The sequence below is a fragment of the Mucilaginibacter sp. Mucisp73 genome, from assembly GCF_059491465.1.
The window spans coordinates 1,235,406-1,247,616 of sequence record NZ_CP168507.1 but is presented as its reverse complement, the minus strand read 5'-3'; the positions used below and the strand labels follow the sequence as shown (position 1 = coordinate 1,247,616).

Below are 12,211 nucleotides of genomic sequence, written 5' to 3'. Positions count from 1 at the left end.
TTTAGAAAAGTATTTAAATATCGAACCTAAACCCTATCAATATAAATTAGCCATCTGCCCTTAACAGCAAATGGCTTTTTTATTTATATAAAAATCTCAAATATTGTTGCCAGCTATCGCAAGGTAGCATAATTATAAAACTGCAACCTGCCATTCCCTTGTATGGTAATGGTTTTGGTTTCAGTAGAGCCCTGGGCATTTTTAAGGGTAATATGTACCTGGTTATCTCCTTTTTGCAAAGGGATCCGTGCATAAGAAATATAAGCCGGCAGGCTTTGCCAGTTGCGGGTATCCGCTTTTTCAGATAGTAAGCTGTAAAGCTGGATGCCGTAACCAAGTCCTTCCAATAACCCGTTGGTTTTGCCATCACTTTTGGCAGCTGCACGTATCGAATATTCGGCTATCTTCTTCAACGCAAGGCGCGACAGGATCCCGCTCATCTCTTTTAATGCACGCTGCTGCAAAGTTTTAAATGCCAGCTCATTAATATCTTCAGCTTTTACCAATGACGCATCCTGGTTATTAACCGAGATACTTGCGCTTGAATAATATGGCGTTTGCGCAACATATTTAGGAAATGCGACCCGCAGGCTTTCAACCGACTTGGTGTTTACCCTGTTCCTGTCACCGTCGTAATTAAAGGGAATTACCAGGCCTCCGGCAGCATCGGTAAAAAACAAGTCGCCGTTGCTGTTACGGATCAGGCTAAAAAACAGGTCGACCTGCGTTTTTACCGGGGCAAGGCCGTTCTCCCAAAAAAATATCAGCTCACCACCTTCCGATGGTTTTACAGGTTCATATTTAATGCCAAAGGTTGTTTCAAACTGGTCAGCTTCTGTTGTAAAACCGTTCAGCTTGGCCGTGCGGATCACATCCTCCTCCAGTTCAACGGGCATCGGGGTACCGTAATAAGTTTTATCAGGACTTTTAAGATAGATCTCCGCCGCGTTCCTGTATGATATAAATGCATTGTTTACATCGTTGTTGCTTTCATACAACATCCCCTGCAACGTCAGCGAAAATGCGTCGTTTGAGTAACGGCTGTCTTTATTGTTATACTTATCGCCCTGTTCCTGAGCCTGTAGAGTAATGCGACGGGCTTCAACAATAGCATCCTCTGTTTTATTCAGGTACAAATAATTGAGCGCCTTATAATAATGGATCATGAACTTTTCAAAATCCTCCCCTTTATACCTTTGCGATGCTGAATTAAGCAAAACGCCAACAGCGGCGTCAGATGCGCTGGTCAAACCTTCATCAAGCAACTGATCTGCCTGGTTAAAGTAGTTGTTGCTATTTTCGTACTCCCCTTTTAAATGGCAGATCCTCCCCTTCTCCATCAGGTACAGGAGCTTATTTCGGGGCTTTTGAATCAGGCTGTTATTATCAAGCTCCTTCTCGGCCTGTGGATAGTTACCGGCCGATACATTTTTGTAATAAGGAGCAACACTTTGATTATAGGTTGAACACGCCGATAAAAAAAGCATCAGCCCGATAAAAGAAAATACCCGGAGAATATGCGTACGTAAGTTGATCATTATTAAATGCAAACTGCCCCGAACACAGGCGTACCATGTTCAGGGCAATGATGTTTACCAGCTTTAGTTTTTAACGTATTTGGCAATTTTCTTTTCGCCTATCCAAACCACTTCATTTGTCTGAATGTTGGTAAGCTCCAGATTTACCTGGTAGTAAACAACTTTTTGGCGTTTGTGCGAATCAACTATTGAATTGATTGAGCCCTGCAGTATATAATCGGCACCGTTTTCCAGGCCAAATTTTTTCATGCTTGATACCGTAGCGTTTGTTTGCTGATCGGCCTTTTCGGCACGTAACTCATCACGTTTTTTACCGCCCTGCACCAAACGTACTTTTTGCGATTGGATGAATGAGCTCTCAATATCGGTTAAGAATGTTTCGGCATCAATATGTTCGTGGCTTTTGTTTTGGACAAAGCCAACTATAACTACCGGGCGTTTACCCTGGTGCTCGTTAAGGTGAGTATCTATCCAGTTAGCACCTAAAATTTTGCCGGTAAGCTCATCGGCTGCCATTCGTGCATCACTGTTATTCCAGTTGCCGCTAACATCAATAGTTTGGTCGGTGCTAACGCGTGTAACCTGCCTTGAACATGAGGCTATAAAAATCCCTGAAACTGCTATTGCAGCAACTGTTAAAATCCTGTTAAATTTCATTTGTAGTATATTATAAATTATGATGTGTTAGATTGAATGCTGCTTAATTTGTTACCAGCCAAAACCGATACCAATGCTTGTACGGCCGCCCCAGCGGCCACCATAATAGCCGCCCCAGCGATTGCCCCAACCGTAGTTTAAAAATGGCGAATAAGAGTAGCCGCCATATAAGCCCCATGACGGTGAATAATCATAATATCCGTTCATGCGTTCCTCATGCCGCCACGCGCGGTTTTGACGGCGGCGTTCCAGTTTGGCTTCATACCAATCGTAAGCTTTGTAAGTATTTTGTATGGTTACCCCGTGCAGGCTGTTCAGGGTATCGGCAACCCTGATATATTTTGCCTGGCTTTCCATGTAGCGTGGATTTTGATCGGCAACCAGCGATGCAGTTTCCTGGGCCTTTACGGTGCCGCTAAACAAACCGCCTAAAAGCATCAAGCCTATCATAAAGATATTCCTTTTCATTGCGCTTAATTTTATAAGTAAAGTTACGTAAAATGCAGTCTAAATATTACACCGGCGCCGGGCATAAACCGTTAAATTATGTTAATCGGGAGCATTTTTACTTAATTATGAATTGCAGTAGCATTATACAGTTTTTTTCACCATGAAAATGGTCGGTACAACTGTCACTATCGGTCATGGTGACGCGTCATGATGATATATTTAATACATTTATATAAAGCTAAAAACTGAACGCACAAAGCCAAAAACTTAACATTCTGTTTATTAACATTATATAATTATTTTATGTAAATTAATTATTAGACGCTCTATCATATCATGAAAAAATCAACCTATACCCTGTTTATTATTGGCTTTGCCGCAATACTGTCTGCCTCCGTTGCCAAAGCGCAAACCAAGGCCTTTAAACCCAAAGACCAGCAGTTATTTAACACCATCGCACACATGGACAGTGTAATGTTCAACGCCTTTAACAGCCGTAATTTAGAAGTGATGAAAACGCTGTTTGCGCCCGAGGTTGAATTTTATAACGATGGTAAGGGCTTAACCGGTTATGAAGGCACCATGGCCGGCTTTAAAGGAATTTTTGAAAACAAACAAGCCGCCGACCTGCGCCGCGACCTGCTTAAAGAAACGCTTGAGGTTTACCCCATGCCCGGCTTTGGCGCTATTGAAATGGGTACGCATCGTTTCACACATACCGAAAACGGCCAACCGGTAATCGGTCTGATGAAATTTGTACACATTTGGCAGTATAAGGACGGGCAATGGAAAGTGACGAGGGTGGTAAGTGTAGGACATTAATTATGCTAACAGATCTGTTAAATGTTTTCAATCCCTATTTAAGCGCGGGGCTTTCGCAATATAACCCGCCGGTTCAGGCATTCGTGCTTGAGCCGGCAATCGCCCCATTTTTAATTAATATCTAATCACCAAGCCTCAAATTTCTTCAATACGAACTCACATTGCTATAGTCAACATTTGTAATCCCGCTATAATCAGGCACAAACGTATTTTCGCTGCTGATGGCCATATCAAACTCAAACGATGCCGGATAAGGTGTGTTTAACAAACTGCCTTTGGGGATGTAAGGGAACAGCTCACCATAAGTCAGGATCTGGCTGTGGTTAACACGGCGGTAAATATACATGCGGTGCAGGTCGCACGGTTTGCTTAAACCGGCGGCACCTATCATTTGAATGGCGCTGCTCACCGTTTGCCGGTGGAAATTAGCCACACGTACTTTTTTATCATCCACTACCAGGCCTTTCATCAGGCTTTTATCCTGTGTAGCCACACCGGTTGGGCAGGTGTTCGTGTTGCATTCCAGCGCCTGGATGCAGCCAAGGGCGAACATCATGCCACGGGCACTGTTGCACATATCGGCGCCGAGGGCAAAATTTTTGACCAGATCAAAACCCGTGGCTACTTTTCCTGATGCTATAACCTTGATATGTTTTTTAAGATCGAACCCGGTCAGCACATCATAAACAAAAGCTAAAGCCTCGCGCAGCGGCATCCCTACCGAGTTACTGAACTCAAGCGGGGCAGCGCCGGTACCGCCTTCTCCCCCATCAACAGTAATAAAATCGGGAGTAATGCCTGTTTTGACCATAGCCTTACAAATAGCTAAAAACTCGCTTTTATGACCTACACACAATTTAAATCCGATTGGCTTGCCGCCTGAAAGATCCCGAAGCTTTTGAATAAATACCATCAGCTCCAATGGATTGGTGAATGCGGTATGGTATGGCGGCGATACTACATCCTCCCCCATCTCCACCAGCCTGATCCGTGCAATTTCAGGCGTTACCTTGGCAGCGGGCAATATCCCCCCATGACCAGGCTTTGCTCCTTGCGACAGCTTGATCTCGATCATTTTCACTTGTGGCAGCACCGCGCGTTCGGCAAAGGCATCGTAGTTCATAGTACCATCCTTATGGCGGCAACTGAAATAACCGGTGCCTATTTGCCAAATGATATCGCCGCCTGGTTGCAAGTGGTAATCGCTTAAACCACCTTCCCCGGTGTTATGGGCAAAGTTATCCAGTTTTGCACCGCCGTTAAGGGCCAGGATAGCATTCATACTCAACGAACCAAAGCTCATAGCCGAAATATTGAATACGCTGGCCATATAAGGCTGCGTACAGGCCGCCCCGCCAACCTTTACACGCGGATCCATATTTAATTGATGGTGATCAATAGCGGCGATGCTGTGGTTAAGCCATTCGTAGCCGTTATCATATACATCAAGCTCGGTACCAAAGGGACGGGTGTCATCAACCTTTTTGGCTCGCTGGTAAATTACACTCCTGTTTTGACGGTTAAAGGGTGTACCGTTGGTATCGCTTTCAATAAAGTACTGGTATATTTTAGGTCTTAACTCTTCCATCAAATACCTCAGGTGGCCAAATACCGGGTAATTACGCACAATGCTATGCTTAGGCTGCACCATATCATAAAAACCAATAAGATATATAGGTCCAATGAACAGGAACGACCATGCAGCGGGTGGCCAGATGACAGTCCACAAAGCAAGCATACTGAATATGATAAAGAACGAAACAACGAAGAGCTTTCTCATGGATAGTTAATTTTATATGAAGCGGCTATTAAGTTTGATAAAAATAGATTTATAATTTAAACAATAGGGCAAATTTGTGGTTAAGAAACTTACTCAATGTCGGTTTAAAGTCACAAAGTAAAAATACATGTTTAAACATCTATTTTTGTGCTTATCTTTGTATCAACAAAAAAGAAATAAAAATCATGGCAACAGAAACAGCAACAAAATGGGTTATTGACCCTATGCACTCAGAAGTACAATTTAAAGTTAAACACCTGGTTATTTCAACCGTGAGTGGTTTTTTCAAAAGCTTTAACGGTGAGTTATTAACTGATAATGATGATTTTGAAAATGCTGAAATTGATTTCTCTTTAGATATCAACAGCATTGACACCAATCAGACACAACGCGACGAGCACTTGAAATCGGCCGAATTTTTTGACGCCGAAAAATATCCTCAGATCACTTTCAAATCAACTTCATTCACCAAAACTGATGATGAAGAATATGAATTGAAAGGCAACCTGACCATTAAAGATCAAACCAAACCGGTAACCCTCGACGTAGAATTTGGTGGCTCGGCAGCTGATTTTTATGGCAATACCAAAGCAGGTTTCGAGATCAGCGGTAAAATTAACCGTAAAGATTTCGGTTTAACCTGGGACGGCGTAACCGAAGCAGGTTCAATTGTAGTTGGCGAAGACATCAAATTGTTAATCAACATACAGTTTACTAAACAAGCTTAATTGTTTTAATACTGTTGCTGTGTTTTAACTTTTAAAATGCCGCTGTTGTTAAAGGATCCAAACAACACGGCATTATTGAAACAGCAAAACAGGTTAAAATTTAAATAGCAAAGCCATTCTGATTTAATCGGGATGGCTTTGTTTGTTATGAACCAACCAAACTTACGAAGTTTTAAAAACTTCGTAAGTTTTCCGCATTACAGTATAAATCATCGCAAACACATGATTTAAAGCGCGTTTAAGCCTCATTTTTAAACTAAGTAGCCTTATATTTGTTCTTATACTTATGCTAATTAAAATATATCCCGAAAACCCTAATCCAAAGGCTATTGAGCAGGTGGTGGAGGTGTTAAAAAAAGGCGGCCTCATCATATACCCTACCGATACCATTTATGGTTTGGGTTGTGACATTACCAACCACCGCGCTATTGAGGCCATTTGCAAGATCAGAAATATCAAACCCGAAAAGGCTAACTTCTCATTCATTTGCTACGACTTAAGCCATATCTCTGACTATATCAAACCCATTGACAATACTACTTTCCGTGTACTGAAAAAGGCATTACCGGGGCCCTTTACATTCATATTCAATGCCAGTCATATGGTTCCCAAAATGCTCAGCTCCAACAAAAAAACGGTTGGTATCAGGGTGCCAGACAATAATATAGCCCGCGAAATTGTGCGTGTGTTAGGTAATCCGATACTTTCTACATCTATAAGGGACGACGACGATATTATCGAGTACTCAACCGATCCGGAGCTGATCCACGAAAAATATGAAGACCTGGTGGATATCGTGATCGATGGTGGTTATGGCGACAACATCCCATCAACCATAGTTGATTGCACTACCGGCGACTTTGATATTGTTCGTGAAGGTAAAGGTGATTTGGAGTTGTATTTGTAGAAAAGCCTTAAATATTACAGGGCATTGCACTACTATGTGAACACATCTGTAACTAAAAGAAAATGTCATTTCGATTGAGCAGATGGGCATCGGCGCTGGGGCGAAAGAGAAATCTTATACGCCCTGTAGAGTCGGACACACGTTTTAGAACAAGGCGTATAAGATTTCTCCTCCCCCCTTCACACATTTTCCACAACCGGTTCGTCGAAATGACATTCGGTTTTATTCATTAATATTCATCGACCGGTGTATATTTATTTACGGCCTTATTCCCTTCACAAACCCATCAATCTTATCCATATAACCTTCCTCGCCTAAAAGCTTCACAAATTTGCTGCCGATAATTGCCCCATTGGCATAATTGCATGCTTTGGCAAAGCTGCTACTATCAGTAATCCCAAAACCAATAATTGTCGGATTCTTTAGCTTCATCGCGGTAATGCGTTTGTAATATTCTTCTACACTATCACTCAGTTTCAGGTTATAGCCGGTTATTGTTGATGACGACAGCAGGTAAACAAAGCTGTTGCTCAGTTCATCAATTTTGCGGATGCGCTCTTCGGATGTTTGCGGGGTTACCAGGAATATATTGCTCAGGCCGTTATCGATAAAATATGACGAGTACATTTTTTCATATTCATAGATCGGCAGATCGGGTACAATAATACCGTCAACACCTACCTCGGCAGCCTTTTTACAAAACCGCTCAACACCATACTGTGCAATGGGATTAAAATAGCCCATAAGCAAAACAGGAATACTTACCCTGCTGCGTAGTTCGGCAAGCTCTTCAAACAAAACTTTAAGGCTCATGCCATTTTCCAATGCTACCTCTGAGCTATGCTGAATAGTCGGGCCATCAGCTACGGGATCAGAATAAGGAAAACCAATCTCCAGAAAATCAGCACCTGATTTTTCAAGGGCTTCGGCAATATCAACTGTAGTGTTCAGCGCTGGGTAACCGGCGGTAAAGTATATAGATAACAGGTTATCGTTTTTTGATGCAAAAAGCTTGTTTAAACGGTTCATTTTATTTCATTTGTCCATAGACGATAGACCATAGTCCATGGTTTTATTTTTTACTGTTGATTTTTTACGGCTCAGCTATGGTCTATGGACCATCAACTATGAACCAATTAGTACCCGAAATAATTAATATACGTATCCAGGTCCTTATCTCCCCTGCCCGAAATACAGATCACCACATTATCGTTGGCCTCAAACTTCATTTTTTCTAACTGCGCCAAAGCGTGGGCTGTTTCAATAGCTGGGATGATCCCTTCCAGCTGACAGCAAAGTAAACCTGCCTGTAAAGCCTCCTCATCGGTAATACTTACATATTGTCCGCGGCCGGTTTTAAACAAATGTGCGTGCTGCGGCCCTATACCCGGATAATCCAGTCCTGCCGAAATTGAATAAGGCTCAACCACCTGTCCGTCTTCGGTTTGCATCAATATGGTGCGACTGCCATGCAGCACCCCTTCATCGCCCAAAGCTGTTGTAGCGGCCGATTCACCACTATTTACGCCTTTACCTGCAGCCTCAACAGCTACCAGTTTCACAGCCTCATCCTCTATAAAATGATAAAACATCCCCATAGCGTTGCTGCCCCCGCCTACACAAGCCATCACATATTGCGGTAACTCCTTGCCGGTTTGCTCAAGCAACTGTGCCTTTGTTTCCCGCGATATGATAGATTGAAAACGAGCCACAATATCCGGATAAGGATACGGGCCAACTACAGAACCGATGATATAATGTGTATCAACCGGGTTGCCTATCCAATCGCGCAGGGCCTCGTTGGTAGCGTCTTTAAGTGTTTTACTGCCAGATGTGGCCGGCACAACCTTCGCGCCAAGCATTTTCATACGGGCAACGTTCGGCGCCTGCCTTACCATGTCAATTTCGCCCATGTAAACAACACATTCAATATTCATGAGTGCGCATACGGTAGCGGTAGCCACCCCATGCTGACCTGCGCCGGTTTCGGCAATGATACGCTTTTTACCCAGGCGTTTTGCTAACAGGATCTGCCCTATGGCATTGTTAATTTTATGCGAGCCGGTATGGTTCAGGTCCTCGCGTTTAAAGAAGATGTTAGCGCCATATTTTTCCGAATATCTTTTGGCATGATATAACGGAGAAGGGCGGCCAACGTAATTTTTAAGCAGATCATCAAACTCGGCTTTAAAATCATCGTCATTTATGATATTGAGGTATTGCTCCCTTAATTCCTCTACGTTAGGATATAACATTTCGGGGATATATGCTCCCCCAAAATCGCCGTAATAACCTTGTTCGTTAACTCCGTATTTCATCTGTTGTGTTTTATTTTTGATGATTTTAAATGCCTCTTTTAGTTTTTCGATATTCTTCAAGCCCGGCTCATTTTCAAACCTGCTGTTAAGGTCAACCCCATAAAATTGGGGATGTGTGATGTTTTTAACCTCTTTTATATTTTCAAGCCCTATCCCTCCTGATAAAAAGAAGGGAATGTCCAGTTTATATTGATCAAGAATAGCCCAGTCAAAAGTTTTGCCCGAGCCTCCATATTCTTTTGTTTTGGTATCGAACAGGAAAAGATCGACATTGTTGGCATAATCTTTTAACTGTTCAAAATCAAAATCTTCGTTAATACCAAAAGCTTTGATCACGGTTACCCTACCTTTAAAAGCAGCACAAAACTCCGGACTTTCATCGCCATGCAGTTGAACCGCATTGAAGCCATATTCAGTGACCAGGCGATCAATATTTTCAGAGCTTTCATTTACGAAAACGCCCGTTTTTTGGATAGAGGCGGGTATGGTTTGCAACGCACCTGCCGCCAGGTTTGCCATATAGCGTGGCGATTTGCCGTAGAAAATAAAGCCTGCATAGTCGGGCTGTAAAGCGGCAACCGCTTTAATATTTTCAGGATGTTTTAAACCGCAAACCTTTATTTTCATGGTTTAGTTTTGTAATAAAGTATTAAAACTCCTCAGCGCTTTTTTGCTTAACAATGCTTCTTCGGCTTCATAAAAACAATCACCAAAAGTTTTTTCAGGGCCGATGGTTTTAATGGCCAATGCGGCGTTAGCCAGTACCACGTTATTTTGGGCTGGGGTGCCATTGCCTTTAAGCACATTGCCGAATATAACTGCAGAAGCCTCAACGGTGTCGCCGCCGATGATTTCTTTAGGATCAAGCTTTTCAAATCCAAGGTCTTCCACACTGTTGATCTTTTCACCATCTGCCGAAAAGGTCTTAAAATCGCAGGTTAATGAGATTTCGTCATAGCCTTCCAGGGCGTTTATGATGGTATATTTTGTAGTTGATTTTTGGTAAAGGTAAGCGTATACCCGGGCAAGCTCCAGGTTAAACACCCCTACCAATTGATTATCGGGCTTCGCCGGGTTAACCAGAGGCCCCAGCATGTTGAAGAAGGTTTTAACACCCAGTTCCCTGCGGATAGGCGCAACGGTTTTCATAGCCGGGTGAAACAAAGGCGCGTGCAGAAAACAGATATTAGCTTCCTCGGCACTCCGTTTCAGCTTGTCAATGTCGTTGGTAAACTGATAACCCAGGTACTCCATCACATTTGATGAACCGCAGCCCGATGATACCCCATAGTTACCATGCTTGGCCACCTTATACCCCGCACCCGCAACAACAAATGAAGCAAGCGTTGAAATGTTAAAAGTATCCTTACCATCGCCTCCGGTACCGCAAAGGTCAATGAGGCCATCGGTTTCCAGGTTAACGGGCAGGCAAAGTTCCAGCATGGCATCGCGAAAGCCTTCCAGTTCTTCAACGGTAATGCTTCGCATACAATAAGCTGTCATGAAAGCTGCCATTTGCGCGTTATTGTACTTACCCTGCGCAATATTGATCAAAATGCCTTTTGATTGTTCCCTGCTAAAGGTTTTGTGTTCAAAAAGATGATTAAGTATCTGTTTCATTTGCCCCCCAGCCCCCTAAAGGGGGAGTTAATTGTTAAAGTTTTGCCCCCTTTTGCCGTTACTCCCCTTTAGGGGGCCGGGGGGCGAAGCATAAAAAAAGGGTTGCCGTATGGCAACCCTTTTTGAATATATCTTTTAAACAAACATGGAATTGCCTTACGATTACTCGTTAAGCCACCACCAATTGTTGTTCAATTTTGTCATTGTTACTTGTTGGCACAAATATGTAAATAGTTTTTATAAAAACAAACAGATAGTGAAATCAATTTTGAATTAGTGAGGTAGTGATTTAAGATCAGTTAGTGAATTAGTGATTTAATCTGGAAAGCAATCCCAGATTACTTAAATTCGATATTTTAGCTGTTGATTTATTGGATTGGCAGTATTGCCCGTGTTCAATCAAAAATTCACTAAATCATTAACTCACTAATTTAGTAATTAGCTCCATGGCCATACATAAAGAGAAAATTAATCCCGAAGATGATCTTGGTTTTGGTACCCAGCCTGTTATTAAAAGCCAACCTGTTATAAATAAGGATGGCACTATCAATGTAAAACGTACCGGCCTTCCGTTTTTTACTACATCAAACAACTACCACTCGCTCATTACCATGAGCTGGCGCAAGTTTTGGTTCATTGTTTTTAGCTGCTATTTTATAGTAAACATTATTTTCGCGTTTATTTATTTTTCCTTAGGTCCTGATGTGCTTGACGGCAAAAGCGGCAATACCGATTTCGACCGCTTTATGGACGCCTTCTTTTTTTCGGCACAAACCATATCAACCGTAGGCTATGGCCATATCAGTCCCAGGGGCATGATTCCCAATACCATCGCCGCGCTCGAATCAATGATGGGCCTGCTGGCTTTTGCTTTGGCAACCGGTTTACTTTATGGTCGTTTTTCGCGCCCCTCGGCCAAGATCACGTATAGCCGCAATGTGCTTATCGCGCCCTATCGCGATGGCGGTAAAGGTTTGATGTTTCGCCTGGCCAACGAACGCAGAAACATCCTCATCGACCTGGAAATGGAAGTAGTTTTCAGCTATAACGACGAGGAAAACGGCAAAACCGTACGTAAATTCTTCCAGCTCGAACTGGAACGAACCCGCGTTAGTATCTTAACCCTGAACTGGACAGTAGTTCACCCGCTTGATGAAAACAGCCCGATTAAAGATATCACACCCGAGGAGCTTGAACGCAGGCAAGCCGGCCTTTCGGTAATCCTGAAAACTTTCGACGATACTTTTTCGCAAACCGTACATTCCCGTACTTCATACCAATACGACGATTTTGTATGGGACGCTAAATTTAAACCAGCCTTTGAGCGCGACGAAACAGGTCGCGTTGTATTGGATTTGAGCAGGATCAGTGCATATGATACCATTCATTAG

Annotated in this window: 11 protein-coding genes; 4 read left to right on the top strand and 7 right to left on the bottom strand. The window is 42.8% G+C overall.

The genetic code is table 11. The annotated features are described in order from the left end of the window. Nucleotides 1–113: 113 nt before the first annotated feature. The 3 genes from ACEN82_RS05455 to ACEN82_RS05445 all read right to left on the bottom strand — a co-directional run bounded on the left by ACEN82_RS05455 (nucleotide 114) and on the right by ACEN82_RS05445 (nucleotide 2,663). Nucleotides 114–1,538: a COG3014 family protein gene (locus ACEN82_RS05455; RefSeq protein WP_413322360.1), complete on the bottom strand. Its 1,425-nt coding sequence runs from the start codon at nucleotides 1,536–1,538 to the stop codon at nucleotides 114–116. A 63-nt stretch (nucleotides 1,539–1,601) separates the two neighbouring features. Beyond that, nucleotides 1,602–2,195: a penicillin-binding protein activator LpoB gene (locus ACEN82_RS05450; RefSeq protein WP_090533063.1), complete on the bottom strand. Its 594-nt coding sequence runs from the start codon at nucleotides 2,193–2,195 to the stop codon at nucleotides 1,602–1,604. A gap of 51 nt (nucleotides 2,196–2,246) precedes the next feature. Then, nucleotides 2,247–2,663 carry a hypothetical protein gene (locus ACEN82_RS05445; protein WP_090533065.1) on the bottom strand — a complete coding sequence of 139 codons (417 nt, stop codon included), beginning with the start codon at nucleotides 2,661–2,663 and terminating at the stop codon, nucleotides 2,247–2,249. A gap of 318 nt (nucleotides 2,664–2,981) precedes the next feature. Here ACEN82_RS05445 and ACEN82_RS05440 point away from each other — a divergent pair, with 318 nt between their 5' ends. Next, the gene (locus ACEN82_RS05440) at nucleotides 2,982–3,467 is read left to right on the top strand and encodes a nuclear transport factor 2 family protein (RefSeq protein WP_413322359.1); all 486 of its coding nucleotides are present in this window, start codon (nucleotides 2,982–2,984) and stop codon (nucleotides 3,465–3,467) included. 145 nt (nucleotides 3,468–3,612) lie between these two features. Here ACEN82_RS05440 and ACEN82_RS05435 read toward each other — a convergent pair whose 3' ends face one another. After that, nucleotides 3,613–5,247: an FMN-binding glutamate synthase family protein gene (locus ACEN82_RS05435; protein WP_413322358.1), complete on the bottom strand. Its 1,635-nt coding sequence runs from the start codon at nucleotides 5,245–5,247 to the stop codon at nucleotides 3,613–3,615. A gap of 185 nt (nucleotides 5,248–5,432) precedes the next feature. Between ACEN82_RS05435 and ACEN82_RS05430 the strand changes: the two genes are divergently transcribed. Next, on the top strand, nucleotides 5,433–5,975 hold the full coding sequence (locus tag ACEN82_RS05430; protein WP_090533071.1) for a YceI family protein: 543 nt from the start codon (nucleotides 5,433–5,435) through the stop codon (nucleotides 5,973–5,975). Nucleotides 5,976–6,261: 286 nt separating this feature from the next. Beyond that, nucleotides 6,262–6,882, top strand: a complete 621-nt coding sequence (locus tag ACEN82_RS05425; protein WP_090533076.1) for an L-threonylcarbamoyladenylate synthase — start codon at nucleotides 6,262–6,264, stop codon at nucleotides 6,880–6,882. A 258-nt stretch (nucleotides 6,883–7,140) separates the two neighbouring features. Here ACEN82_RS05425 and trpA read toward each other — a convergent pair whose 3' ends face one another. The 3 genes from trpA to trpD all read right to left on the bottom strand — a co-directional run bounded on the left by trpA (nucleotide 7,141) and on the right by trpD (nucleotide 10,820). Next, nucleotides 7,141–7,911, bottom strand: coding sequence for a tryptophan synthase subunit alpha (gene trpA / locus ACEN82_RS05420; protein WP_413322357.1), 771 nt, complete (start codon nucleotides 7,909–7,911; stop codon nucleotides 7,141–7,143). Nucleotides 7,912–8,018: 107 nt separating this feature from the next. Further along, the gene (locus ACEN82_RS05415) at nucleotides 8,019–9,827 is read right to left on the bottom strand and encodes a bifunctional phosphoribosylanthranilate isomerase/tryptophan synthase subunit beta (protein WP_413322356.1); all 1,809 of its coding nucleotides are present in this window, start codon (nucleotides 9,825–9,827) and stop codon (nucleotides 8,019–8,021) included. 3 nt (nucleotides 9,828–9,830) lie between these two features. Beyond that, nucleotides 9,831–10,820: an anthranilate phosphoribosyltransferase gene (trpD, locus tag ACEN82_RS05410; protein ID WP_413322355.1), complete on the bottom strand. Its 990-nt coding sequence runs from the start codon at nucleotides 10,818–10,820 to the stop codon at nucleotides 9,831–9,833. Nucleotides 10,821–11,266: 446 nt separating this feature from the next. Here trpD and ACEN82_RS05405 point away from each other — a divergent pair, with 446 nt between their 5' ends. Then, nucleotides 11,267–12,211, top strand: a complete 945-nt coding sequence (locus ACEN82_RS05405) for an ion channel (protein WP_413322354.1) — start codon at nucleotides 11,267–11,269, stop codon at nucleotides 12,209–12,211.

Excerpts from the sequence above, each read along its gene's own strand:
- ACEN82_RS05455 (WP_413322360.1), bottom strand. The coding sequence starts at position 1,538 with ATGATCAACTTACGTACGCATATTCTCCGGGTATTTTCTTTTATCGGG.
- ACEN82_RS05450 (WP_090533063.1), bottom strand. The coding sequence starts at position 2,195 with ATGAAATTTAACAGGATTTTAACAGTTGCTGCAATAGCAGTTTCAGGG.
- ACEN82_RS05445 (WP_090533065.1), bottom strand. The coding sequence starts at position 2,663 with ATGAAAAGGAATATCTTTATGATAGGCTTGATGCTTTTAGGCGGTTTG.
- ACEN82_RS05440 (WP_413322359.1), top strand. The coding sequence starts at position 2,982 with ATGAAAAAATCAACCTATACCCTGTTTATTATTGGCTTTGCCGCAATA.
- ACEN82_RS05435 (WP_413322358.1), bottom strand. The coding sequence starts at position 5,247 with ATGAGAAAGCTCTTCGTTGTTTCGTTCTTTATCATATTCAGTATGCTT.
- ACEN82_RS05430 (WP_090533071.1), top strand. The coding sequence starts at position 5,433 with ATGGCAACAGAAACAGCAACAAAATGGGTTATTGACCCTATGCACTCA.
- ACEN82_RS05425 (WP_090533076.1), top strand. The coding sequence starts at position 6,262 with ATGCTAATTAAAATATATCCCGAAAACCCTAATCCAAAGGCTATTGAG.
- trpA (WP_413322357.1), bottom strand. The coding sequence starts at position 7,911 with ATGAACCGTTTAAACAAGCTTTTTGCATCAAAAAACGATAACCTGTTA.
- ACEN82_RS05415 (WP_413322356.1), bottom strand. The coding sequence starts at position 9,827 with ATGAAAATAAAGGTTTGCGGTTTAAAACATCCTGAAAATATTAAAGCG.
- trpD (WP_413322355.1), bottom strand. The coding sequence starts at position 10,820 with ATGAAACAGATACTTAATCATCTTTTTGAACACAAAACCTTTAGCAGG.
- ACEN82_RS05405 (WP_413322354.1), top strand. The coding sequence starts at position 11,267 with ATGGCCATACATAAAGAGAAAATTAATCCCGAAGATGATCTTGGTTTT.